Source organism: Leptospira bandrabouensis (assembly GCF_004770905.1).
Classification (GTDB): Bacteria; Spirochaetota; Leptospiria; order Leptospirales; family Leptospiraceae; genus Leptospira_A; species Leptospira_A bandrabouensis.
On sequence record NZ_RQHT01000014.1, the window covers coordinates 555192 to 579888 of the forward strand.

At 38.2% G+C, this 24697-nt stretch carries 23 protein-coding genes; 6 read left to right on the plus strand and 17 right to left on the minus strand.

All coding sequences use genetic code 11. The features are described 5' to 3' along the window. Positions 1 to 2049, minus strand: coding sequence for an AMP-dependent synthetase/ligase (locus EHR07_RS09790; RefSeq protein ID WP_135744924.1), 2049 nt, complete (start codon positions 2047 to 2049; stop codon positions 1 to 3). Between the two features lie 68 nt (positions 2050 to 2117). Beyond that, on the minus strand, positions 2118 to 2330 hold the full coding sequence (locus tag EHR07_RS09795; RefSeq protein ID WP_238734641.1) for a hypothetical protein: 213 nt from the start codon (positions 2328 to 2330) through the stop codon (positions 2118 to 2120). Positions 2331 to 2496: 166 nt separating this feature from the next. On the opposite strand from EHR07_RS09795, the gene EHR07_RS19180 reads away from it, so the two are divergent. Together EHR07_RS19180 and EHR07_RS09805 are read left to right on the plus strand one after the other, a co-directional pair. Then, a complete protein-coding gene (locus EHR07_RS19180; RefSeq protein ID WP_012476097.1) occupies positions 2497 to 2727 on the plus strand; it encodes a hypothetical protein in 231 nt (76 codons plus the stop codon). A gap of 229 nt (positions 2728 to 2956) precedes the next feature. Next, the gene (locus EHR07_RS09805) at positions 2957 to 4480 is read left to right on the plus strand and encodes a MutS-related protein (protein WP_135746243.1); all 1524 of its coding nucleotides are present in this window, start codon (positions 2957 to 2959) and stop codon (positions 4478 to 4480) included. A 48-nt stretch (positions 4481 to 4528) separates the two neighbouring features. Here EHR07_RS09805 and EHR07_RS09810 read toward each other — a convergent pair whose 3' ends face one another. The 7 genes from EHR07_RS09810 to EHR07_RS09840 are packed head-to-tail and all read right to left on the minus strand — an operon-like array spanning position 4529 to position 13637. After that, the gene (locus tag EHR07_RS09810) at positions 4529 to 6610 is read right to left on the minus strand and encodes an AsmA family protein (protein ID WP_135744925.1); all 2082 of its coding nucleotides are present in this window, start codon (positions 6608 to 6610) and stop codon (positions 4529 to 4531) included. Between the two features lie 7 nt (positions 6611 to 6617). Next, on the minus strand, positions 6618 to 7574 hold the full coding sequence (locus EHR07_RS09815) for an ABC transporter ATP-binding protein (RefSeq protein WP_135744926.1): 957 nt from the start codon (positions 7572 to 7574) through the stop codon (positions 6618 to 6620). Next, positions 7567 to 8556 (minus strand): ABC transporter ATP-binding protein, encoded by a 990-nt coding sequence (locus EHR07_RS09820; protein WP_135744927.1) that lies wholly within the window; start codon positions 8554 to 8556, stop codon positions 7567 to 7569. Before EHR07_RS09820 ends, EHR07_RS09815 begins: the two co-directional genes overlap by 8 nt. Then, positions 8553 to 9602: an ABC transporter permease subunit gene (locus tag EHR07_RS09825; RefSeq protein ID WP_135744928.1), complete on the minus strand. Its 1050-nt coding sequence runs from the start codon at positions 9600 to 9602 to the stop codon at positions 8553 to 8555. Before EHR07_RS09825 ends, EHR07_RS09820 begins: the two co-directional genes overlap by 4 nt. Further along, the gene (locus EHR07_RS09830) at positions 9599 to 10609 is read right to left on the minus strand and encodes an ABC transporter permease subunit (RefSeq protein WP_135744929.1); all 1011 of its coding nucleotides are present in this window, start codon (positions 10607 to 10609) and stop codon (positions 9599 to 9601) included. Before EHR07_RS09830 ends, EHR07_RS09825 begins: the two co-directional genes overlap by 4 nt. 3 nt (positions 10610 to 10612) lie before the next feature. Continuing rightward, positions 10613 to 11659, minus strand: a complete 1047-nt coding sequence (locus EHR07_RS09835) for a carotenoid 1,2-hydratase (RefSeq protein ID WP_135744930.1) — start codon at positions 11657 to 11659, stop codon at positions 10613 to 10615. Continuing rightward, positions 11652 to 13637, minus strand: coding sequence for a SpoIIE family protein phosphatase (locus EHR07_RS09840; protein WP_135746244.1), 1986 nt, complete (start codon positions 13635 to 13637; stop codon positions 11652 to 11654). Before EHR07_RS09840 ends, EHR07_RS09835 begins: the two co-directional genes overlap by 8 nt. Before the next feature lie 131 nt (positions 13638 to 13768). On the opposite strand from EHR07_RS09840, the gene EHR07_RS09845 reads away from it, so the two are divergent. Continuing rightward, positions 13769 to 14224, plus strand: a complete 456-nt coding sequence (locus EHR07_RS09845; RefSeq protein ID WP_135744931.1) for a hypothetical protein — start codon at positions 13769 to 13771, stop codon at positions 14222 to 14224. Positions 14225 to 14229: 5 nt separating this feature from the next. Here the strand turns inward: EHR07_RS09845 and ispF are convergent, their stop codons facing one another. The 3 genes from ispF to EHR07_RS09860 are packed head-to-tail and all read right to left on the minus strand — an operon-like array spanning position 14230 to position 16227. Next, positions 14230 to 14715, minus strand: coding sequence for a 2-C-methyl-D-erythritol 2,4-cyclodiphosphate synthase (gene ispF, locus EHR07_RS09850; protein WP_135744932.1), 486 nt, complete (start codon positions 14713 to 14715; stop codon positions 14230 to 14232). 5 nt (positions 14716 to 14720) lie between these two features. Next, entirely contained in the window at positions 14721 to 15707 is a 987-nt protein-coding gene (gene nadA, locus EHR07_RS09855; RefSeq protein ID WP_135744933.1) for a quinolinate synthase NadA, read from the minus strand. A gap of 19 nt (positions 15708 to 15726) precedes the next feature. Next, entirely contained in the window at positions 15727 to 16227 is a 501-nt protein-coding gene (locus tag EHR07_RS09860) for a hypothetical protein (RefSeq protein WP_208739833.1), read from the minus strand. Here EHR07_RS09860 and EHR07_RS09865 point away from each other — a divergent pair. The 3 genes from EHR07_RS09865 to EHR07_RS09875 are packed head-to-tail and all read left to right on the plus strand — an operon-like array spanning position 16202 to position 18999. Next, positions 16202 to 16960, plus strand: coding sequence for a hypothetical protein (locus EHR07_RS09865; protein WP_135744935.1), 759 nt, complete (start codon positions 16202 to 16204; stop codon positions 16958 to 16960). The two genes, EHR07_RS09860 and EHR07_RS09865, sit on opposite strands and share 26 nt — an antisense overlap. Before the next feature lie 35 nt (positions 16961 to 16995). Continuing rightward, a complete protein-coding gene (locus EHR07_RS09870) occupies positions 16996 to 17574 on the plus strand; it encodes a penicillin-binding protein activator LpoB (protein WP_100741693.1) in 579 nt (192 codons plus the stop codon). An 18-nt stretch (positions 17575 to 17592) separates the two neighbouring features. Next, positions 17593 to 18999: a COG3014 family protein gene (locus EHR07_RS09875; protein ID WP_135744936.1), complete on the plus strand. Its 1407-nt coding sequence runs from the start codon at positions 17593 to 17595 to the stop codon at positions 18997 to 18999. Between the two features lie 38 nt (positions 19000 to 19037). On the opposite strand, the gene ftsZ is transcribed toward EHR07_RS09875, so the two are convergent. The 5 genes from ftsZ to EHR07_RS09900 form a co-directional block, all read right to left on the minus strand. Beyond that, complete coding sequence (gene ftsZ / locus EHR07_RS09880; RefSeq protein WP_135744937.1) at positions 19038 to 20228, minus strand: cell division protein FtsZ; 1191 nt, start codon at positions 20226 to 20228, stop codon at positions 19038 to 19040. 10 nt (positions 20229 to 20238) lie between these two features. After that, positions 20239 to 21477: a cell division protein FtsA gene (ftsA, locus tag EHR07_RS09885; protein ID WP_135744938.1), complete on the minus strand. Its 1239-nt coding sequence runs from the start codon at positions 21475 to 21477 to the stop codon at positions 20239 to 20241. A gap of 1 nt (position 21478) precedes the next feature. Further along, positions 21479 to 22210 (minus strand): cell division protein FtsQ/DivIB, encoded by a 732-nt coding sequence (locus EHR07_RS09890; protein ID WP_135744939.1) that lies wholly within the window; start codon positions 22208 to 22210, stop codon positions 21479 to 21481. A 114-nt stretch (positions 22211 to 22324) separates the two neighbouring features. Continuing rightward, on the minus strand, positions 22325 to 22690 hold the full coding sequence (locus EHR07_RS09895) for an LIC_10421 family protein (RefSeq protein ID WP_135744940.1): 366 nt from the start codon (positions 22688 to 22690) through the stop codon (positions 22325 to 22327). A 296-nt stretch (positions 22691 to 22986) separates the two neighbouring features. Then, complete coding sequence (locus EHR07_RS09900) at positions 22987 to 24696, minus strand: caspase family protein (RefSeq protein ID WP_135744941.1); 1710 nt, start codon at positions 24694 to 24696, stop codon at positions 22987 to 22989. Between the last annotated feature and the right edge of the window lies 1 nt (position 24697).

Sequence of the window (24697 nt, forward strand, 5' to 3'; positions counted from 1 at the left end):
TTAACTGTTTTTGTAGAGTTCCAAAATTCTGTCTTTGTATTTTTCCGTAATTACGTGTCGTTTCATCTTCATTAAGTTAGTAAGTTCATCTCCAACCTCAAATGGTTTTGTAATGAGTGTTACATACTGCACTTGTTCGAAGTTTTTGAATCCAGTTTTAACACTGTTAAAATTACGAACTTCCTTTTTGTAGAAATCTACAACCTTTGGATTAGTAATTAGTTTCTCAGGATTTTTTTCTGAAATTCCGTTTTCTTCCGCCCAAGGAATGAGTGCATCAAAGTCAGGAACAATGATAGCTCCGAGAACTTTTTGGTCTTGGCCCACAATCATCGACTGTTTGATGTAAGGTGATTCATCAATTTTGTTTTCAATTGGAACCGGTTCTACGTTTTCTCCACCGAGTAGAACGATTGTATCCTTCGCACGACCAGTAAGAGTCAGTGTTTTTTTGAAGTTAATCATCCCGATATCACCGGTGTTCATCCAATTGTCCACTATGGTTTTTTTAGTAGTTTCAGGATTTTTGTAATATCCTTTCATTACTTGAGGTCCTTTGATATGAACCACACCTTTCACACCTAACTTACCAAAGATGATATTCTTTTTGTCATCAATATGGCAAAGGACATTTCCCGCATCGTCGCGAATTTGGACTTGGCTAAGGGGTACAATATCACCCACAGAACCCATAATCGGACGGTCAAAGGTTCTTGCGGAAATCACAGGACCAGTTTCTGTCATACCGTAACCTTCAAGAACAGTGATTCCGATATCCATAAAGAAAGCATCCACATGTTTTTGAAGTGCTCCACCACCGGAAAGTGTCGCACGCAAATGTCCGCCTGTTGCTTGGCGAATTTTTGCTAGGACAATGCGATCCAAAGTAAAGGAATTAAATAAAACCCCTAACCCTGCAATCACATACAATGGAGTTTTCAGAGGACTTTCCTCAGGCAAACCAAACTGTGCCGCAAGGATGGTAAGGATCGTTACCGTAAATGGACCAGTTAACAAAAGCTTTATGATAGAAACCACAGACAAAGCCAGGGACTGAATGATGTTTCTTCCTACATAATCCACTTCCCATCCTTTTAAGAAACGAATTGCCGCATGGTAATGTTTAGAAAAGAAGTAGGCAACTTTAAACAAAACTCTTCTTACAGGAGGAGTTTGTTTTGGGTCATTGATTCGGGTGTAAATTCCGTTATAAATACTCTCCCAAACACGTGGTGCGGATGCCATAAAAGTTGGTCTTGCTTTTTGAATATCGTTACGCAGTTCGGTTACTTTTGTGTAGTAAGTAGAACCACCGTTGATGATGGCAAAGTATTCCACAACTCGTTCAAAAATATGCCAAACAGGAAGGATGGACAACAAACGATCATCAGGTGATACTTTAGCAACACGCGGAACCACATAATGCATTTGGTGGATCATATTGGAATGCATGAGCATAACCCCTTTCGGCATTCCTGTTGTTCCTGAAGTGTAAATGAGGGTGTACAAATCGTCCGGCTTGATACCGGCCATTCGTTTTTCTGCTTCGCGTTTCCCTTTGGCACGCAAATCTCTCCCTTGTTCTAGGAGATCATAAAAATGAAGGATACCAGAACCTGATTTGAGTTTGGTATCTTTATCCATAATGATAACAGTTTTTACTGATTTGAGTTGCGATTTGTTATTTTTATATTTTTCATAAACTTTATCATTTTCTACGAAAACAATTTTCGCTTCGGAATGATTCAAAATATAAACGATTTCAGAATCAGTAATATCAGATCCACGTGGAACGTTTGCAGCTCCTGCAGTTAACACCGCACAATCGGCGATGATCCATTCCTTACGGTTGTCAGCAAGAACTCCAATGTGTTCTCTAGCCTTAACCCCTAATTCAATGAGGGCTTCTGCCAATGCGAGCCCGTCTTCGTAAAGTTCCTTGTAAGTGAGGGCTTGGTAATCCTTTTGGGCATTCTTGTACCAGAATGCGGGTCTTGGACCGAATTTTTCTGCGGATTCCTTATAAACTTCTGCTAGGTTATTTGCCATATCTCTCCATCTAAAAGCGGTCTTTATGATAGGCCCTACTTTCAGATGGTCAAGAGAAATTTAGGCAATTAGTCCCAGTGGAATCCTTCGCGTTGGTGTCCTTTTTTCAAATGGCGTTTGCGAATTTCGCGGAGTTTGGTCATTTGTTCGAGATTGAGTAGGTTGCGAGCTGCAAGTCCCATTTGTGGGAGCAGGGTTTCGTCTTGTGTGTTGGCTAAAAACTGGTTGGTCTTCGTAAAGGAGCTTTTAAACTCCAAATTCATATCGGGATAGAAATCCATACAAGCCTCCGTGCTTTCCGGTTTCCGGGGTATCTGTCTTTTAAGGTTTCTCACCATCCGTGGTAAGTAGCCTTTCCCCAATATATGTATCGCCGGAAAATGAATATCCTGAAGTAAAAAATTTTGCTTGTACTATTTTTTTTTCTCTGATTTTTGGTATTCGTTCATGACGATTCGATTGGAAAATTCTACTGGCAGACGAAGCGGGCGTTTCGTGGCTTATGAGTACGGGGAAGACCTATTTGGCACTCTGTATTTAAACAAATTTTCCGGTCGGGAAAAAGGTCGTCTCATCGACAAATGGAGATTAAATGACTTAGGAAGTCTCATCCGTGTTCTTGACACTGAGATTTCTCGCAGGGAAGAAGAAAATTACGAACGACCTCTTTTCCACTAATCCAACTTATCTGTTCCTAACCCAAAGGGAGAAACGTTACCAAAACAAAATCCAATTCCTTTCGCAAAAACTTAAAAAAGTTTCTGTATTTAGGTTTATCACTTTTTTCTCTTTTGTAGCAGCACTTCTATTTTGTTATCTGAGCCACCAAACTTGGAAAGAGTATGTATATTCACTTTTCATTCTTTTGCCTTTTCTATATTTAGTTCAGTTATATTCTAAACGCAAAATTCAAATCCAATATGCCAAAAAAACAAACTCATTGATTTTAGAAGAGCTGGCAAAACTCCGTGGTGAGTTTAAAAAAATCAAAACACGAGAAATTTGGGAGTATCCTGAAAGTGTCAGAAACCATCCCCTTTCGATTGATTTGGATCTTTGCACCAAACAAGGATTTTTGGGGATTTATGATACTACCATCACGGAAGTGGGATTTCAGACCTACCTCAAACGTTTTTTACAAGAACCCATCGAAGATCCAAAACTCCAATCCCGTGCCGAGGAAGTTCGAGACATTCTAAATAAAAATTCCACTTATGCCTACCATCTCCTGCGTAAGTTTTTAGTACCGGATACAGAACCTAACGAAAAAGTATCATTACCGCCAGTACAGAAGGAAGATTCCTTTTGGAAAAAAAGAAGGTTTTTAAAGGTTTTTTTCCCTATTTGGGGAGTATTTTCTCCGATTTATTTGGTTCTCGGATTGTTATTTGACTTACCCCTCCTCCCACTCTTTCTACTTGGGAATGGAATTTTGTTTGTGAGTTATCGCCGTGATTCCTTAAAACAATGGAAAGAGATTAAGGCACTATCTTCTGGTGCTACCCGGTTTCAAAAAACTTTTATTTATTTGGCAAAAGAAAGAAAAACCACCAAACAAATGATAGGTCAAATTTCCTCACTCGGTGATTCCTCCGAGTTACTCATTTCTCCCTTACCCCATCTGATATTAAATCTTTTATGTTTGTGGGATCTTTGGAAAATAAAATCCCTAGAAAAATGGAAAAATAAATTTGCAAATCTTTGGAATGATCTTCAAATTCAAATTTTAAAAACAGATTCCTTACTTCCTTTTGTGAATTTTGGTTTTTTGTTTCCAGAAGCTCGTTTTGCAGAACTCGCTCCACAAGGAACTATTAGTGCCGATAGTTTAGTCCATCCTCTCCTTCCAAAGTCAAGCCGAGTGTTTAATCCTCTCACCCCAATGGAACCGGGAGATCTAATGATTGTTACTGGGTCTAATATGAGTGGTAAAACTACTTACCTTAGATCTATAGCCATGTCTTTGTTACTTGCAGGTTCTGGAGCGCCAGTGCTCGGCTCTAATTTTAAATTTCCAAAATTTAAAATTCATACATTGATTCGTTCTCAAGATTCAATGGAGGACGGAGTTTCTTTTTTTTACAGCGAAGTAAGAAGATTGTCTTCGATCATCCAAACAGCAGAACATTCCGACCAAGTCCCCGTTTTATTTTTAGATGAAATTCTAAAAGGAACCAATTCTAAAGAACGTTATATTGCAACGAGAGAGATACTTTCTGTCTTAAGGGAAAAACAAACCATTGTATTTTTAACTACACATGATTTGAAACTGGCAGAAATTTCTTGGGCCAAAAGATTTCATTTCACTGAATTAGAAGTAGGTGGCCAAATGGATTTTGATTACAAAATTCGAAATGGGGTCTCCGGTTCCACAAACGCACTAAAAATTCTAAAAAAAGAAGGGATTCCGATTCGAAACGAAGAGGAGTAAAGGTTTTGGTTTAAAAACTATCAACCAAAGAAACTTTACTAAACTAGATTATTCGTCCGTTTTCCCTTCCTCATCTTTTCCACCAAACAGAGATTTAATTCCTCTCCAACCTTTTTGTACTCCGCCTGTAACATTATCCACGGCTTTGTTTACATATTCAGACATGGCAGATCCTGCAATTCCACCAACTGCAGCACCAGCAGGACTTGCTAAAAAAATTGTTCCTGCATAAACAGAACCAAGCCAAATAGGATCGATAAATGGCGTTGAAACTCCGTATGTTCCTCGATAAATAATAGGAAGTTTTAAGGCTCTTCCGGCAACTCCAGGAAAACCTACAGTGAATTTCATATCGATGTTCTTATTGAAAGCAATTTTGCCACCGCCAGAACCCGCAATTCCATCTGCTTTTAGATTAAAATTTGTAACTTCAATGGTTTCTTTTGCGTAACGGAAATCAAACTTGAGTTCGTTATACGGTGTTGCTCGACTAAAATCCACTTTTTTTAAATTGATTACACTTCCAATCGAACTGATTGGTTTTAAAATATTTGTATAACTTAACAATTCACCATTCTTTGCATTGATATTACCAGTGATTTGTAAGTTATTAACAAGTGTTTCTTCTGTATCAGCAGGCGAATTCAAAACAAATTCAGAATCTAACTTTCCTGTTATGGGAGAAATTTTAAAAAGATCGGATAAAATCGGTGCTATCGCTAAATTTTTAACATTCCCTTTGATTTCGAGGCCAGCGTTATTTCCCCATAAATAATGCCCTGTTCCAAGAGCCATTCCTTCATAAGCCCTTAATTCATATTTTGTGATATTTAATTTTCTTTTTGCATAATGAACATTTAATTTCAAAGAATCAGCATGAAAGTCTCCAGCATTTAGATTTCTTAAATTTAAATTCAAATACATATTCATTCGATTCACATAACCAGTGCTAGGAATGTCTCTTGTTAAAATGGATTTTTCAAAATCTGGATCGATCCAAATTTTTATTACTTTAATGATGCTTGGAACATCCAAATAATCGGAAGTTCCTTCAAATGAAATTGTTGGAGATAATGGAGGTTTTAAAAAGTTTACATATCCCGAACCATTTAACTTGGATTTTCCTTTCCAATCTACAACGATATTAGCAAATGACAACTTATCTTCGCGAATATCATAGTTCATGATTGTTGAAACTTGACCATCAGCAAAGGTTTTACCATCTCGCAATGCTAAATCACGAATATGCAATCGATCGACAACTGCATAAATTTTTGTATCGTCCCTTTTATAAAAGGGAATATTCCCAGTTGTTTTTAGAAATCTTAAATCCCCATACGTAAATATAATCAATATATCATGAAGATCGATTCCTTTTAAATTTTGAAATGAGAACTCACCCTCTAGTCTTGATGATTCATAACTCATTTCTTCAGTTACAAAAGTCATATTTGTACTGAATGAAATTGGTTCGTCATTTAACTTGCCATAGATATAAACATCCAAATTTCTAATCTTTCGATCTAATTGAAAACTAGTTTCCCAGAGATACAATTTGATATTACGAGAGTATAGTTTGTCTTCAAAGAGGATTGTGATGTTTTTGATTTCGATTTGGTTTACAAAGTTTGCAAAAACTTTTGAGAAATAATACTTTGTTTCTGATTCTGTTACTTCTTCAGTAGGATTTGGGGATTCTATTTTGGGTGGTTCCGATGGCGAAAGGATTCGTTCAAAAAGTGGAAAAGATTCGTCCTTTTCGCGCACAATTTCAACTGTCCCTGTATTGAGATAAATCTTTTTTATTTCTAGAGGTTTACCAATAAAGACACCATAATAAACTTCGATCCTAAGTTTGTGGACTTGAATCAACTCATCGTTATTTTTGGAAACCGTAACCCCTGAGAGTTCAATACCAGGAAAAGGAAAAAAAACAGGTTCTGAAGTTTGGTAGTTCACCTCAAGGCCTGTTAGTTGGTTTGTTGTCTCTAGAATTAAATTTTTATAATAGTCTGCATCTGCTATCAGTGGATACAGAATAAAAAACATAGTCATCGAAACTACAAAAATAGAAGTCAGCAAAATTTTACCGACAACGCCTTTGATTTTGTCACGAATGCTTAATTTCATTAGAATTCTATAACAAGGGGAAATGGCATTTTACTCTACGTGTTGGTGTAGGAAATGTTTCCACAGGTTCTTCCATTTTACAAATATCTTGAACCATAGGACATCTTGTATGGAATCTACAACCACGTGGTTTGTTCATCAAACTAGGAATTTCACCAACTAAAGGATGTGAAATTTTGGTTCTATCTTTAAGATCAAAACTAGCTGAGAACAATGCCTTTGTATAAGGATGTAATGGTTTTTGTGAGATCTCGTCACGACTACATTCCTCTACAATTTGTCCTAAATACATGACAGCGATTCGATCCGATACATGTTTTACTATGTTCAAGTCATGAGATATAAACAAATAAGATAGACCAAATTTCTCACGTAATAACAAAATATTATTAATTACTTGTGCTTGGGTAGAAATATCTAAAGCAGAAACTGCTTCATCGCAAACAACCAGACTTGGTTCTAAAATTAAAGCGCGAGCAATGGCAATCCTTTGTCTCTGCCCACCACTAAACTCATGAGGATAACGATGTAAAATATCTGCAGGCAAATTGACTTCCGCAAGTGCCTTTATTGCTTTTTCTTTTTTATCCGCAGCAGAATGATTGGAAAAATGAATTTGGAGACCTTCCGTAATAATTTCTTCGATCGTAAAACGAGGGTTTAGCGAAGAATATGGATCCTGAAAGACAACTTGGATTTTCCTTTTTAGTGCTTTTAATTTTTCTTTGGGAATGTTTTTAATTTCCTGATTCTCAAATTGGATGGATCCTGAATCAAAAGGTAATAAGGACAAAATGGCCCTTCCTATCGTAGATTTACCACAACCCGATTCACCAACGAGGCCTAGAATTTTTCCTTCTGGGATTGTAAAACTGACTCCTTCCACAGCAACAAGACGCTTAGTAGAAAAAGAAAGTGATTGGGATTGTTTATAAGAAACTACCAAATCTTTTACATTAAGCACTTTCCTTTCCTCCATATAAAAAACATTCTACTGACTGGTTATCAGATAAAGAAATAACCTTCGGAATCGACTCACTACAAATAGGTAGTTTATCATTACAGCGAGTATGGAATCGACAACCAGTTGGGTAAGATTTTGGAGAAGGAACAATTCCTTCAATGGTCACAAGTTTTTTGCCAATGTTTTCATGTGTTGGGTAAGCAGCGATTAATGCTTGTGTATAAGGATGTTTTGGGGTATCAATGATTTGACCTACACTTCCTTGTTCAATGATCCGTCCTGCATACATCACGGCAATCCGATCTGCTATATGACTAACAAGTCCAATGTCATGGGAAATAAACAGTACTGACATCCCATTTTCTTTTCGTAAGTCTTTTAGAAGTTCTATCAATTGTAATTGGATGGTAACATCAATGGCGCTTGTTGGTTCATCTGCGATTAAAACTTTAGGATCACACATAAGTGCCATTGCAATACAAACTCTTTGTAACATACCACCCGAAAATTGATTCGGATACTGCCCTAACCTAAGTTTGGCATCGGTAATCCCTACTCTTTCCAATAAGTAAATTGCCTTTTCTTCTGCCTCTTTTTTGGAACCAAGACCATGTAATAAAAAACCTTCAGTGAGTTGAGCCCCAATTTTATGAAGAGGATTTAAGGCAGAAAAAGGTTCCTGAAATACATAAGAAATCTTTTTTCCTCTGACAGACATTAGGTGCTCGGAAGACATTTTGAGTAAATCATGTTCTTCAAATAAAATTGATCCGGTAGGATACAATGTGGTATTAGATGGCAACAACTTTGTGAGTGCCAAACTTGTAATCGATTTTCCGCAACCAGATTCGCCGACAAGAGCTAAGGTTTCGCCCTTTGCCAGATAAAAATTAACATTATCAACTATAGGTAAAATTCCATCGTCAGTTTTGATTTGGATGGTAAGGTCATTTACTTGGATGGCTTTATCAATTTCTTTCATTCGTAAGCCACCTTGTCTTTGGGATCAAATGCATCACGGAGTCCTTCCCCAACAAATGCTGAAAACAAAATCGTTAAAAATAATGCCACAGAAGGAAAGGTAATCAACCACCATGCCGTTAACCTCTCTCTTCCTTGCCCGATCAGCTCACCCCAGGAAGGATTCGGTGCGGGAATACCATATCCCAAAAAGTCCAAAGCAGAAAGAACGGAAATGGCAGAGATTAGAATAAAAGGTAAGAAGGTGACAAGTGGTGTAATCGAATTTGGCAACAAATGTCGCATAATGATGGAAAACGAAGAGGCACCTAAAGTTTTTGCTGCATCAACAAACTGCTGGTTGCGAAGTTTTAAAAACTCACCTCTCATATAATAACTTAACCCTATCCAACTCAACGAACCATAGGTAACAATAAGGACCATAAACCCTCTTCCAAAAAAAGAACCCATGATTAGAATCAGATATAAAAATGGAATCGCAGAAAGTATTTCGATGATTCGTTGTAAAAATAAATCCAATCTGCCCATAAAATATCCTTGGATCCCTCCGATAATGGAAGCTAAAAGAATCTCAACAATGATCAAAATTAAACTAAATGTCATCGCAATTCTATATCCATAGATGATTCGAGTAAAAACATCCCTACCCCTATCATCTGTACCCATCCAATGGCGTAAGTTTGGTTTTGATGGAGGATTGGTTCCTTCTTCTAAACTATCTAAATTGTCTTCATTGACTCCAAAAGGAATGGGAGGGAATATCATATAGTTTGAAGAGTTTGTAAATTGTTCTTGTCTGTTTAATTTTTTATAATTTGGCTCTGTTAAATTATTTCCGCCAAATTTTGTTTCTGGATAAAAACTAAAAATAGGAAAAGAAACACTTCCTTCAAATACCACAAAAAGTGGTTTGTTGTTTATGAGTAATGGAGAAAACAAAGACAAAATATAAGTGTAAAAAAGTATTAACATCGAGTAATAAGCTCGTTTATTTTTTTTAAACTTCTCCCACTTACGAACGTTTGCCGGATTTGAAATAAAGTTCATTCGAAGTCAATCCTCGGATCAATGAGTATATAACAAAAGTCAGAGACTATCTTTCCAATTAGGCCGAGAAAACTTTGAGTTAAAAGTAAACCCATCATAAGATCTGTATCCCTTTCTCTTACAGCTTCAAAACTTAAAAGACCCATCCCATCGATATTAAAAACCAACTCAATGAACAACGATCCAGAGAAAATTAAAGTTAAATTACTTCCGAAACCTGTGGCGATAGGAATGAGTGAATTACGAAAAGCATGATGAAAAATGGAATCCGAAAAACTTAGTCCCTTCGAAACCGCAGTCCTAACATATTCTTTAGCAATTTGATCGAGTAGACTGTTTTTCATGAGTAGTGTAAGAACAGCAAAACTTCCAACCACATAACAAATCACAGGTAAAAACATATGCATTAAGCGGTCTTTTACCTTTCCCCAAAAACTCAATTCTTCGTAAAAGTCTGAAACTTCGTGGCCCAATGGGAAAAAGGAAAAAACTTCTCCCGATGCAAATAAATACAAAAGTAACATCGCAAAAGCAAAAACAGGAAGTGAATATGTGAAAAAGATTATAAAACTAGAAATAAAATCAAATCGACTCCCTTCCTTTAATGCTTTTTGAATTCCAAGAGGAATACAAATTAAATAAGTCAGAAAGAAACCTGATAAACCAAAGAATAATGAAATGGGAAGTTTTTCTACTATGAGGTCGGATACTTTACGTGAGTGTAATCTTGACTCACCCAAATCAAATTGAACAATTTGTTTAAGCCAAAGTAAATAGGCAACTGGTGCTGGTTTGTCTAAATGAAGTCTTTGTTTGATGAGTTCAATTTCTTCCTGCGAAATTTGTTTGGTAGAAGCACCAGCTAAATTCCCAGAACCTTTTAGTTTTGCAATTTCGCTATTGAGTGGGCCACCCGGTGCAAAATGGGAGATCAAAAATACAAGGAAAGTGATTCCAAGTAAAGTAGGAAAGATAAGCAAAAAACGTTTTAGAAAATATTTCCACATGTCTTAAAACTCCCACCAGTCTTTTGACTTTTTGTAACCTTTCAATTCTAAATATCCTTTGGCTGATTTTTTTTGACTTAGATCTTCGGCCTCCACTCCACCTTCCCAATAGATTGTGGATGTGGTTTTACTTCCATCAAACTCTTGTTCATTGAAAATGGGAGAAACCTTCCATTCCCCACCAGGAAACTTGATTTTCCAGTGGAGTGGGTATTCTATTTTTGTAACAGGACTTTTCCAGTAATGTCCAATGGGTTCCATTTGGATTTGCCCAGGTTCTTTCCAGTAAGTGGTTTTTCCTTCAGGATTTCGATAGGTTCCAAAAATTTCAGGAAAAGCTGAGTTAGATTCTCGAAACCGAAAAAAAACATAATCTCCACCGAGACTGTCCGAAAGACAAATCCAATCCCAACCCGTTTCGCCTGTAGCAAGTGTAGGTAAGGACTTTGATTTTTTTTCGCTCCATTCGTGGTCCATCCAAGAAGTTCCAGAAACAATGGTTTCCTGTTTTCCGTTCAGAACTAAATGTCCTGTTGTGATAAGTCTCGGATAACTATAATAATACGAAAAGATATTGGGGTTTCTGTTCGACTTAATGGAAATACCATCTTTACCATGAACTAAAATCTTTCCGCTGCCTTTTAAGTCCAAATCGATACTCAAATTTTTTGATTTTGACCCAGCTGTTAAATGAAATTTATCTTTGGAAATAATATTTAAATGATAGTCTCCACTATAAATGAATTGATCTGAATAACCAGAAAGATCACCTATACTTCGTTTGATGGTCTGCGATGTTTTGTGTTTTTTATTTGAAAAATCAGAAATTGCAAAATGAACAGGAAAAATTTCGGCTTCCCAATCCGAATCATCAGAAAGTTTTAAACGAAAAAAAGACAATTCATATCCATATTGATTCCCGGTAGCAGACTCCAGAAAACCAACAAAGTAACACCATTCCAATCCGAATTCAGAATGAAAACTATGGTCTTTTGGGAAGGTAAAATGAAAAAAACAAAAAGAAAGGATTAAAATTTTTACTCTATTCATCAGGTAAAGATTCCCACTTCTTCTCAAGTGGTAGGATATGAAGATATGTTTCTTCAATTCGTTTCATTTTTTCAATTACATCTTTCATTTTTTTCTTTTGATTTAACTTTCGATACAACTGAGCCAGGTTATATAAATTAGATAGGTTAGAGTCATTAATGGAATGTGCTTTTTTCCATTCGATTTCTGCTTTTTCATACATTTCGACTTGGTAGTAACAATAACCAAGAACGGAATGTGATTTAAAATGATTGGTTTTGAATTTATTGTATGATTCCAACAAACTAATGGCTTTTTCAAAGTTTCCACTATACGCAAGAGCTTTCCCGTAAGAAAGTTGTGTGTCTAATTCTCGTGGCAAAATCTGGTGAGCTTGTTCATAAAAATCGACAGCTTCCGAGAATTGTTTTTTATGGTAAGCCTCATCACCCTTGGCCTTAATCAAATTAAATTCGGGAAGCATAGGTGAAAGTTGAAGTCCAAGTAAAGTGATATCATCCATTGGGTCTGTGCCCATTGTAAATTCTTTGTGATTGGTTAGAATGGTTTCCACAGTTTCCTGAATGGATTTCTCTGCACAAGATTCAATGATATGAATGAGTTTCTCTTCTCCAAAAGCTTTTCCCTTATCATTTTCTGCTTCCGTGAGGCCATCCGTGTATAAAAATAATTTATCACCAGGTTCTAGTTGGATCTGAAGGTCTCGGAACGTATCACCGGCATCGGGAAACATTCCAAGAAATGTTCCATCTCCTTCGCAGATCTCAGCTCGTTTGGTTTTCGCTCGGTAAAGAATAGGTCTTGGATGGCCTGCAACAGAATACAAAACCTTATAGTCATCGTGAATCAAAACATAAACACAAGTTGTATACCCTTGTTGTTTCACCAAATCCAAAAGTTCCCGATTGATTAATTTGAAAGTTTCTGAAGGTTTTGGTTTTTTAAAATTGGAAAATAATAACTTAGATAAGGCGGTGATAAAAGCAGCAGGGACTCCATGCCCTGAAACATCGCAAACCGCAACTCCCAACTTATCCATATTATATGGAAAATAATCATAATAATCGCCACTTACCTCTTGCATAGGAGTAAAGGCAGTCCAAAATTGGATTCCATTCCAGTCCGGAATGATTTCTGGGATAAGACCTTTCTGGATGTTTTTGGCAAGTTTTAAGTCCTTTGCCATTGAAAGTTGTTTTTTCTCCAACTCTTGTTTGAAAGATTTTAATACTTCTACAGCAGCTTCCAAATCACGATTTTCAATCGCTAACTCACGGGACTTTCCAACAACATCTTTGACATCCACAATCGAAATTTCTTCCAACTGGGAATCCATACGGGAGGTGACCATAACTCTATGCCGATGATTCACATCATCCTTGGTCAAACGAGAACGAGATAAAAACAAACTATCCTCTTCCCATTCCATTTCATATTCATTGGACTCAGCTCCGAAAAGAATATCTTCTCCTAACTCTTTGTGTGAAACATGGATTCCAAAAAGTCTAGTTTTGGTCATTCGGATCGTAAAAGTTTTTAGTTCAAAAAGTACGGCAAGGCCGTTTAACATACCTTGAAAAAAGACAGCGTCATACCATTTTTCTTGGTATTCCGGTAGGTACTTAAATACAAATATTACTTTTTGATTTGAAGTTGGTTTTACAGTCAAATAAACTACCCTCGTTAGGCGACCAATTAAAATAGGGAGTCTTTCGATCATCTCCCCCAAATCAATCCTAGAATCATCTAAAGGAAGCAATTCATAAGCATTGGTGATGAGACTTTCTGTGCCTAAATGGTATAAAATCCCAGATATATCGAGGGACTGGGAGACAGTTTGAATGATTTTATCTTCTAATTCTTGTGAGATCCAATAGTTAGGATCTTTTAGAATTCGATTGTAGATGGTATCATTTAAAATTTCTGGAAACGGGTTGGTATGTCTTGGTAGATGATATTCACGTTGATATACCTGCACAAGTCCTGAAACACGTTTCGATGATATTTCTCTTCCTGCGTGCAGTGGCAAAACCCTCCCTCAAGTTTCCTTTCGGTATGAGAAAAATAAATTTCAATCGATCCCTAGGCAATAGATTTTTCTATGGAGATATGATTTGGTATCTTCGTGTTTTTGGTGTATTTGTTTTAGTTTTTGCCGTGGCAATCTTGCGACAAAGTGGAACTCAAGTAGAAAGGACATGGGACGTCACAAACAAACAGGAACTTGTACAAAAAGTTCTTTATGACTCTTTCCAACCCAAGGTTTCTCGATTGCCTGTAGTAGGTGAAAGTTGGGAATCCAAAATTATGGGAGAAATGGTAAAATGCACTACAATCTCCTCCAATACACAAGGACAACCAGAGTTTCAAATTGCGGCAGAAGGTTTCAAACACTACCGGATCCTAAAGGAATCCTACCGGTTGGAAACGATTCAGAACGGCGTTCGCATCCATGGGAAATGGGAAATCGAAACCAATCCCAATCTAGTTTCCAAACTTCTTTTTCTATTTTTTAGCGATGCTGACCTAGACCATATCGCTTCTGGAAAACAAAAACTATTTTAAGAAATTTACTTCATACTTTCGAGTAAAACCGAAGCCATCACCATCACACCTTCACTGCGTCCCAAGGAACCCATTCCTTCGGAGGTAGTTGCTTTAATGGAAACACAATCTAATGGTAGTTTTGTGATACTTGCCAAAGACGCATTCAGCTCTGCCCGAATCGGATTGATTTTGGGATGATCTCCCACATAAGTACAATCTACGTTCACTAACTTGAATTTTTTCTCGGCAATTAATTCTAAACATTTATCGATGATCCGTGTGGATTTCATGTTGTGATACTGTGGATCTGTATCAGGAAAATGAACTCCGATGTCGCCAAGAGCCAAAGCACCAAGAATTGCATCAGCCACAGCATGTAAAACTACGTCGGCATCACTATGACCAAGAAGTGCAAACTCCGACTTTACCTCAACACCAGCCAAAACTAAAGGCCGAAATGGTTCATGGATTAATTTATGAAAATCGATTCCGTTTCCAATTCTAAACATAGATCCTACTTTTTATAACTCAATTCTAACATACGATTGACTGATTTTTGTGCAAGACGAATCACTTCTTCATCTAAAAAGATTTCAAATTGTTCCTTTAATAGTGCATCTCTTACTTTTTCCAAAGTAATTTTTTTCATGTGAGGGCAGGTTTGACATGTAGATACAAATTCCTTTTCAGGAAATTCAGCACGAAGGTTATCTCCCATCGAACACTCTGTCACAAGCATAATTTTATTTGTTTTGCTTTGTCTAATAAAATCAACCATCTGCGAGGTAGATCCTGAAAAATCGGCTTCTTTCACCACATCTTCATGACACTCTGGATGAGTGATTACAGTAAGCCCATCACTGAACAACCGCTTGGCGGACTTGATATCTTCAGGTGTGTACATTTCATGCACCATACAACGACCAGGATGTGAGATAATGGTTTTGGAAGTTTGGTTTTTTACATTTCCTGCCAAATATTCATCTGGTAAAAAAATGACGGTATCTCCTTCCACAGCATTTACAATTTGTAAAGCATTTGCAGAAGTACAACAAACATCTGTTTCTGCTTTTACTTCCGCAGAACAGTTAACATAAGTTACAACAGGAACCCCTGGGTATTTGGCTTTTAGGGCTTTAACGTCATCTCGAGTGATGGACTCTGCTAACGAACAACCTGCTTTGGGATCTGCAATCAGGACTTTCTTTTCTGGAGATAAAATTTTGGCAGTTTCTGCCATAAAATGAACTCCATTAAAAAGGATCATGGCCGCCTTTGTTTCTTTCGCCATTTTCGAAAGATATAAAGAATCCCCAATGATATCGGACACTCCCCAAAACACATCGGGAGTCATATAGTTGTGACCTAAAATTACAGCATTTTTTTCTTTTTTGAGTTTATTGATTTCTTCGGCTAACGGAAGAATACGTTCTTCAATTTCATGAGGAAGATAAATGGGGTTTAATTTTTGGACCAATTGGTCTTTAGTTACTAGTGACATATTGCACTCCTAAATGAATTTATTGAAACGGGTCAGAACTAAGTATGGTATTGGTTTCACTGAGTCCGGAATCGGCAGGGGGAACTTCATTTTCTAAAGACCCACATTTGTTGACATTTTCTCTGAATGTAATTTCAGCTTGAGAACTCCCTGTTCTTTGGACTTTGCGATAATCCGAATTGGAATTAAAAGAATTCTTGTTACAGCCCTTTGTTATATTATAAGTTAAGTTTATTTTTGTAAAACAATCGAAGTATAAAATCGCTACGGCGTCTGTATTTAATTCTTGCGGAAGGATCGCTCCCTTAACTTTAGAAATAAGTCCAGAACAAACGGCAGCACTAGAATCTGGAGCTGCCACACAATTTGCTTCTGATGAAATAAACCTTTGACAAGCCGAATCAATAGCTGTCCCTTGCGATAAGATCGAAGCTAACAGTTCCGCATTAGAATCTTTTTTCGATTTTTTTGTACAACTGCTTGCCCCAAAGACAATGCCTGTTAACAAAAAGAAAACCATTACTTTCCTTTTCATACTGATTCTACTTTCCCTCTTTTTGAGTGGACTTGTCTATATCCTTTTTCTGAAAAAAACCAACGAGGACCCCAAACAATCCTCCTATGACTCCCGATCTGAGGTCTACTGGCAGAGGTTACAAAATCGTCCCGAGGTTCTCATTGGTCCCGGTTACCCACAAGATTTACGTGATTTTTTAGAAACACTTCGGGGAAAAGAATCCTATCTTTGGAAGGGAGACAGAGATAGAACCTACGAGTATTTGCTCGAAACCTATCCCGACGAAAGAGCCCATGTTCTTTACGCTTTGTACGTTGCTTTTATGAATTGGAAGGAAAAAAGTTTGGAGTTGGAACAAAGTGAGGATCTAACTTCCTACGAAAAACTAACAGCCGTGAATCGTTTGTCCGAACAAATTTTTCCTCTTATGATTCGCAATCTCATTTTTCCCAAACATCCCACCACTCCTCCGGTTTTCCTCCTCTCCTATCTGGAAGATTATGTTCAGAAAAATCCCTACAGTTATTCCAGGGAAAGAAAACGAATCTTTCTAAAAAAAAAGAAGGAACTCTATCAAAGTGAAAAATGGGAAATCCAATCTTGGGAAAGCCCTACGTTTCTTCGCCAAGTAATAGAACTAATTTACTCCAGGGAAATTTTAGAAATGTCCGAAGAGGAAAAAACTTCTTACCGCAATGCAAAATTAGAGGAACTGAAAGCCGATTTTTGGAATTGACAAGACCTAATTGTATCCCCCATATAAATGGGGTTATGAAACAAATTCTTTTCTCCTTTCTCTTAGTAGGATTCTTATTCCAATGCAGTAGCAGTCCCAAACGACTCGACAATGCTGATGATTATATTTCCGACTCAGGTGGGCTAACTAGCCAGGAATTAGTAAAAGCTGCAGACAAACTTGCAGGTCAAATTGGGGAATACTTCAAAGAGAACCCACACGAAGAAGGTGTCTTTGTTGCTCACTTCCCTACCCGTAACGATACTTCGGAACAAATCCAAACAGAACTTTTTGACAATGCCTTTGTTTCCAAACTCATCAAAAGTAAAATTTATACAGTTCGAACCAAAACAAGAGAACAATCCCTCAACGAAATTCAGTTCAGTTTGTCCGGACTCACTTCCAACAGACTTTCCATTGGAAAACTTAAGTCTCCCAACTTCTTTGTTCGTTGTGACATTAATGAAAACATGTTCACTTCCAACGGAGAAAAAATTGTAGAGCAGTCCATCAACATCGAACTTGTAGAAGTAGAAACTACAATCGCAGTTTGGTCTGAAAAAGTATCCTATCGTAAATTAGCTGTTCGAGGAAATAAAGGGGTTAGTTGGTAACCCCCTAACCGTCATTTCATGAAAAAAACATTTCTCTTTCTTTCTCTTTTCATTCTCGGTTGTGCCAGTGATTATAACAAAATCATCAAAGCAACCGAGTCCGCGTATTATGGACAAGATTATGACTCTGCCATTCCCAAAATTAGAGAACTTTATGAAGGTTCTTCCAATAAAGATAAATTACTTTTTTTAATGGAAGCCGGTATGATTTTCCATACCAAGGGGGATTACGTAACTTCCAATAAAGTTTTCAAAGAAGCAGAAGACATTGCAGACAACATTAAAGTCAGTATGACTCGGTCTGGACTTTCGTTTATTTTGTCTGATAACGAATCTAATTATACCGGAGAAGACTTTGAAAGGGTAATGATTAAGTTCTATATTGCGAACAATTACCTTCTCCAAGGCGACATGAATAACGCTAAAATTTATTTTCGAAGATTAGACTTTGAATTAAAAGAAATGCGTTTTTTAGCACCAGAGTATAGACAAAACAATGCGGCTCGCCTAATTGATGCCTATGTTTCCGAAAAATTGGGCCGTTACAATGACGCAAGGGTTCAATATAAAAATATGGAACAAATCATTGGAAAAAGCCAAAACCTAATTGCCGACAGATATTTGTTAGCTGTTAGAGAAGGAGATTCCGGTGATCAATCAAGGTATGCAGCAGGTAGATCTAGTTTACAAGCATACAATCGTTCTATGCAAAAAACATCTCCAGAGAATGAAAAACTCTCTGAGGTAATCATCATCCACGAAGCAGGTAAGTCAGCAATCAAAATGTCCAGAGGAAAACTCATGGAAGATGAATACTTTGCTGTTGCTTTACGAGGTGCCGTTGAAATTGGTTTAACTGCAAAAGGTGCAGGTGCTTCTCTCGCGGGAGCTATTGCTGCACTTTCCATTGCAGAAAATCCTATTCCTATTTACAAAGAAAGAGATCCGAATGGTTCTCTTCCTAAAAAATATTATATCAATGGTGTAGATGTTGGTTATTCGGATATCATGAATAACTATTCTGAAACAGCCATGAATAACTTTAATGAAAGTTATAAAACTCTCATTACCAAGAACTTATCCTCTTTGGCTTTAAAAGTTGTGGCAGCAGTGATTGCCTCGGAAGCGATGGCCCGTGCCATTGAATCTGGTGGGAAAAACAAAAATAACGATTTAGTTTCAGGACTCATTCGAGTGGCTGCGGGTGCCGCTGCAGGCCTTGCGGTTTCACAAACCATTGCTCCGGACCTACGTTGTTGGAGAACCATCCCCGCAAACTTCCAAATCAAACGAATCCTTTTGGCCCCAGGAGAATATGACTTTAAGGTCGAATCTCCTGGTTCTGTGGTCACGGCAGCACCTAAAAAACTACTTGTCGAAGCCGACAAACCATTGTTTGTTTCCGTGCGCTCCTATACAAACTAACGAACAAAAACCAAGTTTAGGAATTTAAAAAACTTGGTTTAGTCGTTCTTTCTTCTTAAAAAAGCAGGGATGTCGTAGTCTTCTCCGTAGTTTTGAAACGGGGAAGATTGTTTCTGAGATGAAAATCCGCGATTGGATTGGCGAATGCTTCTAACCGAATCTTGTTCTTTTCCAAATCCAGAATCTTTTTCTTCCGACTTTCGGATGTATACCATAGGAGAAACAGATTCTTCTGAACCTACAGCCTTTTGTTCTCTTTGGTATTGTTTTCCTTTTTTATTAAATCCAGTCGCAATCACAGTGACTCGGATTTGGTCAGATAGAGACTGGTCTTCGTTCAGTCCAATGATGATATTCGCATCAGGATCTGCTTGGGCCGTAATGATTTGAGAAACTTCATTCCATTCATGAATGGTAAGATCATTTCCCCCAGTGACGTTGATCAGAAGAGATTTTGCCCCTTGGATGCTGGAATCTTCTAACAAGGTATTGTTGATGGCTTGTTCCACAGCTTCACTCACCCGGGTTTCGCCGCGACCTTCCCCTACTCCCAAAATCGCATCCCCAGTGTCCTTCATAATGGTTTTTACATCAGCAAAATCCACATTGATGATACCAGGATGGTTGATGATATCACTAATTCCACGAACACCGTTTAACAGAATATCGTCGATTACTCGAAACGCCATATCCACAGGAGTATTTTTATCCACAACTTGAAAGATAGAGTCGTTGCGAATGGTGATGAGTGTGTCTACATTTGCACGGAGTTGGTCAATACCAAGTTTTGCAAGTTCTGCTCTACGTTTCCCTTCAAAGGAAAAAGGTACAGTAACGACACCCACTACCAAACATTTCATTTCTTTGGCAATGGCTGCAATAATGGGAGCAGCACCTGTTCCAGTTCCCCCACCCATACCAGCAGTAACAAAAACCATATCTGCACCTTTTAAGGCAGAGACAATCCGATCTTTGTCTTCTAAAGCGGCCTTTTCTCCTAGTTCTGGATCTCCACCAGCACCCATCCCACGAGTGACTTTGTTACCTAATTGGATTTTTACATCTACAGGAGATTTTAATAATACTTGTTCGTCGGTGTTCATGACGATAAAGTCAACACCTGTCATTTTGGAATGAACCATACGGGTGACGGCATTCATTCCGCCTCCACCTACACCCACAACTTTGATAATGGCAGGGCTTGTTTTTTCTTCTTCTAGGTATAACATGGACATATCCTCAGAGATTATTCTCCATCCAACGACGAACCTTCTTCATCCAACCGTCTGAATCAGATCCGGAGTGCATGTTTCTTTGTTCTAAGTTTTGTATTTTTGAACTATATTTAATAAGACCAACAGCAGTTGCATATTCAGGGGAAGAGATTTTATCGACAAGTCCACTGAGCCCTGCAGGTTTGGCACGACCCACTGACAGGCGTAATACTTCTTCAGCAGTAGCTTCAATCCCTTGTAACAACGAAGTACCACCGGTAAGGATGACTCCTCCCGCCAAACTAGACTTAAATCCTGATCGCACCAGTTCATGATCAATCATTTCTAAAATTTCGCGAACCCTAGGCTCTAAAATTTCTACGAGTTCCTGACGAAAAACAGATCGGGATGGTCTTCCTGAAATGGATGGAATTTCGAATTTTTCGGTAGGATCTACCATATCAATTCTTGTGTGGCCATAACGTTTTTTGATAACTTCGGCCGTTTCCACCGTGGTTTTTAAACCAATAGAAATATCACTTGTGATATGGAACCCACCAAAAGGAACTACGGAAGAAAAAGCGATTCCTCCATCCACATAAATGATGATATCGCAGATTCCTGCCCCAATATCAACAACAGCGGTTCCTAAATCTTTTTCACCTGATGTGAGTATGGCTTCTGATGAAGCAAGGCTAGATAAAACGCGATCCATTTGCAAAAGACCTGCTTGTTCTACACAACGATCAATATTATTGAGTGCAGTGTTTCCGCAAGATACAATATGTACTTCTGCTTCTAAACGAACTCCCGTCATCCCAATAGGATCTTTGATGTTTACTTGGTCATCTACTTTGAATTCTTTTGTTAAGACATGGATAACTTGTTGGTCGTTTGGTACATGAACTGCTTGTGCTGCTTCCACGACTCGCATAATATCTGTTTCCGATACAATCCGTTCACGGTTAGTCACAGCAATAATTCCTTTTTCATTAAATCCATGTACGGATTTTCCGGAAACATTCACTACAACCGTATTTACTTCTTGGCCGGCCATAAGTTCGGCATCACCAAACGCTTCTATGATGGACTTTGTGGTAGTTTCTATATTGACGATAGAACCATTTTTGATACCAGCAGATGGATACACTCCGGTACCAATAATTTCGATTTCATGTTCCCCGAGAAGCCGCCCAATGACAACTTTTACAAGTGAGGATCCTAAATCCAAAGCTGTTATAATTGGTGCGTCATCATAACTCATATTAATGGTAAACGGCGTCCTCACCTCGTAAATCTATAGAAACAGCTTTGACAGCTTCCGATTCCATATATGCGAGGGACGCATATAATTTACGAAATATATTTAATTCTAACTTATCACCTAAGTATACTTTTATGGAGTTAGGTGATTTTAAATACAAGGTATAATTTCCATCACTTTCAGAGACAAGTTCTGAAATTCTTGATTTGAGTGTTGGGTATAAGGAAAGAGCCTGTCGCATTTCTTTGGTGATATCAAAAATCTGTCTGCCTTCTAGTTTGTTTTCCCCAACAGTGAACTGTCCACTAATCACAATTAAATGATCGGCTAATACTCGGTCTCTGGAAAGAATTTCCAGATTTTCATCCACTTCATACAGAGAACTTCCTACATGTATGACAAATTCGGCGACTTTCTCCTGTATGTTGATCATCAAAAAACCGTCGGGATCACGGGTGATTCTTACCTTACGAATCCTCGGATGATTCGAAAGTTGTTTCTCCCAATCCTTCCAATTCCCAATGTTTGGAGCTTTTGGATCCACTCCCAAAAACTGAAAGACCAGAGGAGGAGACAGAGCCACAAGACCTTGCCACTCCACACGCTCCACCGGTTTCACTGGTCTTGCCCAACGATAGATTAGTCCCAAAGCCAAAAGGCCCACAAAGACTAAAAGAATCGGAACCACACGCCCAAATCGTTTTTCTTTGATTTCTTGGGGGGTGTCAACCATATATTGATTATGTCACATAGTTAGGTTGTTTGGAAAGCATTTATCAGGAAGGTACAAAAAAAGGCCAGGCGAACCTGACCTTTCTCGCGAATCTCAAACTGTAGTTTGAGCTGCTTAGTTTTGTGCTACCTGCATGGATGCTGCGTGGAGATCCATAGAGATAGTTTGGTATTTTTTGGCGTCTTTTTCAAGAGCTTCTGCACGGCGAAGAAGTTCTTTCTTCTCGTTCATTTGGCTAAGAGCCTTACCACCTCGAGTAGATCCTGCTCTGTCACGAAGTGCCTGAGCCATCTCTACTTTTTCTTTTGCGATGTTCGCAAGGTATTCCGAAACGGCAGATTTTTGCGCAGGAGTGGTTGCCTGTTCAATCATAGCAGACTCCAAAAGCTCCAATCTTTCGCTTGTATCCAAAGCGTGTAGGTTTGCTGTTGCAAGTCCCATTGCCAAGATCCCTGTTGCGATTATCTTTGTTGTTTTCATGTGATCCTCTCTAGAGTGGGAACCTCTTTTTCCGATTCCCTATTTGTATTCTATGACTCTAAAAATCTTCTGAATGGGATTAAATTCAATCGGAAATTACCAAGAATTTCCCCAATGAGGCCGTAAAAAAGGAAAAAAAGAGAAATTTGGATTAAATTTAATCAAAACTTGATTAAATTTAATCTTTTGGGCCCATAATCAGGTTCGAAACAGGAATTCAGACGGTTCTCCCAAAATAAAAAAACCCTCCGTAGAGGGTTTTTCCACCTTTCCCAGAGGAGAAGAAAGGTTTTTGGTTAGTATTTGGTCTTTGTATAACTCAATTTTTTATTGAGGATGATGTCCACATTGGTCACTTCCCCCGGTTTCACATGGATTTCCGAATTTTCTAATTTCATTTCTTCCATGAAACTAGCCCGGATTTCATATTTTCCTGGTTTTAAGTTGGTGAACCAAAAGTATCCATCTTTGTCTGTAGTGACTTTGAAGATTTGGTTTGTGGAAACCACAGTCGGCATATAGATCGGGTGTTTTTCAATCGGGTTGTCTAAGGTTTTGTAAAACACTCGTCCTCGAATGGCACCAAATCCGTCCATGGAATTGATTGCATCTACTGTGACTGTTTGTTTCGGAATCACAGCCGCTGCTGTTTTGTAAATGGGATATTTATCTGCCCGAATCTCGATTTGGTGAACACCGGCTGGTAGGTTATCGATTTTCACATTATAAATATCACCCGGAACTAAGGTTCCGTTTTTGGAAATGGATCCCCAAATTTTTGATTTCTCAGTTGTGACTTGGGATACATATTCCTGGTCATCCACAAGGACTTTGATCGATCTGACTTTGTCTTCTGCAGGGGATGATTTTAGTTTTCCCTGTTTGTTGAGAAGGTCGTAAGGCGACTTGGTGGCCGCTCCCCCATAAGATTTATCTTTGATGATAGAAGTACGAATGAGGATACTTCCTGTTGTGATAGAAGGAGGTGCCGGTGGTTCCACTTCTGTGATGGGGGGAATGACCACAGTAGTATCGTTGGCAGGAGTGGGTTCCGGCTCAGGAGCTACAGGTGGGGGAGTTGTATTGTTATTATTCGGTGTTGTTGTTTCCACAGGTGTGATCGGAACGTTAATCACAACATTCGGTGGTTTTGGTGGAGGATTTTGTGGTTTTGGAGAACCAGACAAAAAGATCCCCGCCGCATTCCCGGAAACTTGGGGAGTCTGCTCATGGTTGAACTGACGTGCCATTTTAACGGTTTCTTCTTTTGCCACAAAGAAGGCTTCGAGAGCCGTCACAACACTATCGTTATTGAGATCCGCTTTTTCTAAGGCATTTCCAAAGTTATAAGTAAAAATACCGTGGTTGATGGTCCCCCCTACTTCAATGGAAGTTTGGTCATCATCGGAGGAAGAAATGACCGCTTTGTCTTGGAAAAAATAATCTTCCGCATTTTGACGCACCACCCCGTCATTTCCTTGGGCAATTGGAATCTCTGCTGCACCTCGGGTATTTTTTCCTTTTTTAGCAATCCCACCTGAATAACAGCAGTCCATCACAAGGACGGTTTTTTGGGATTTGATATCTGTTAAAAATTCATTTAGTTCTTCATCGGAAATATGTGGGCGATCATAACAAATGAGGTAGTTACGCATTCCATTTTTTGCCTTCGCATCTTTCATATACATTCCGTGGCCGGAGAAATATAAAAATACAGAATCTTCTTTTCCGACAACTTTACCCAATTGGGAAATCGCATTTTTTACGTTGTCGCGAGTGACCATAGAACCTAACAGGACTTTGATATCCTTGAAGTTTCCTTTTTTTTGGATTTTATCTTTTAAGAAATTTGCGTCTGCTTCACAAAGATTTAACTCAGGGATTTTTGCCTTGTTCCCTTTGTAGTTAGTTCCAATAAACAACGCATAGCGGTTCTGCCCAAACACCGGTAATCCGATGAGATAGGCCGTTAGAATACAAACAAATATGTTTCGAAACGAAAACATG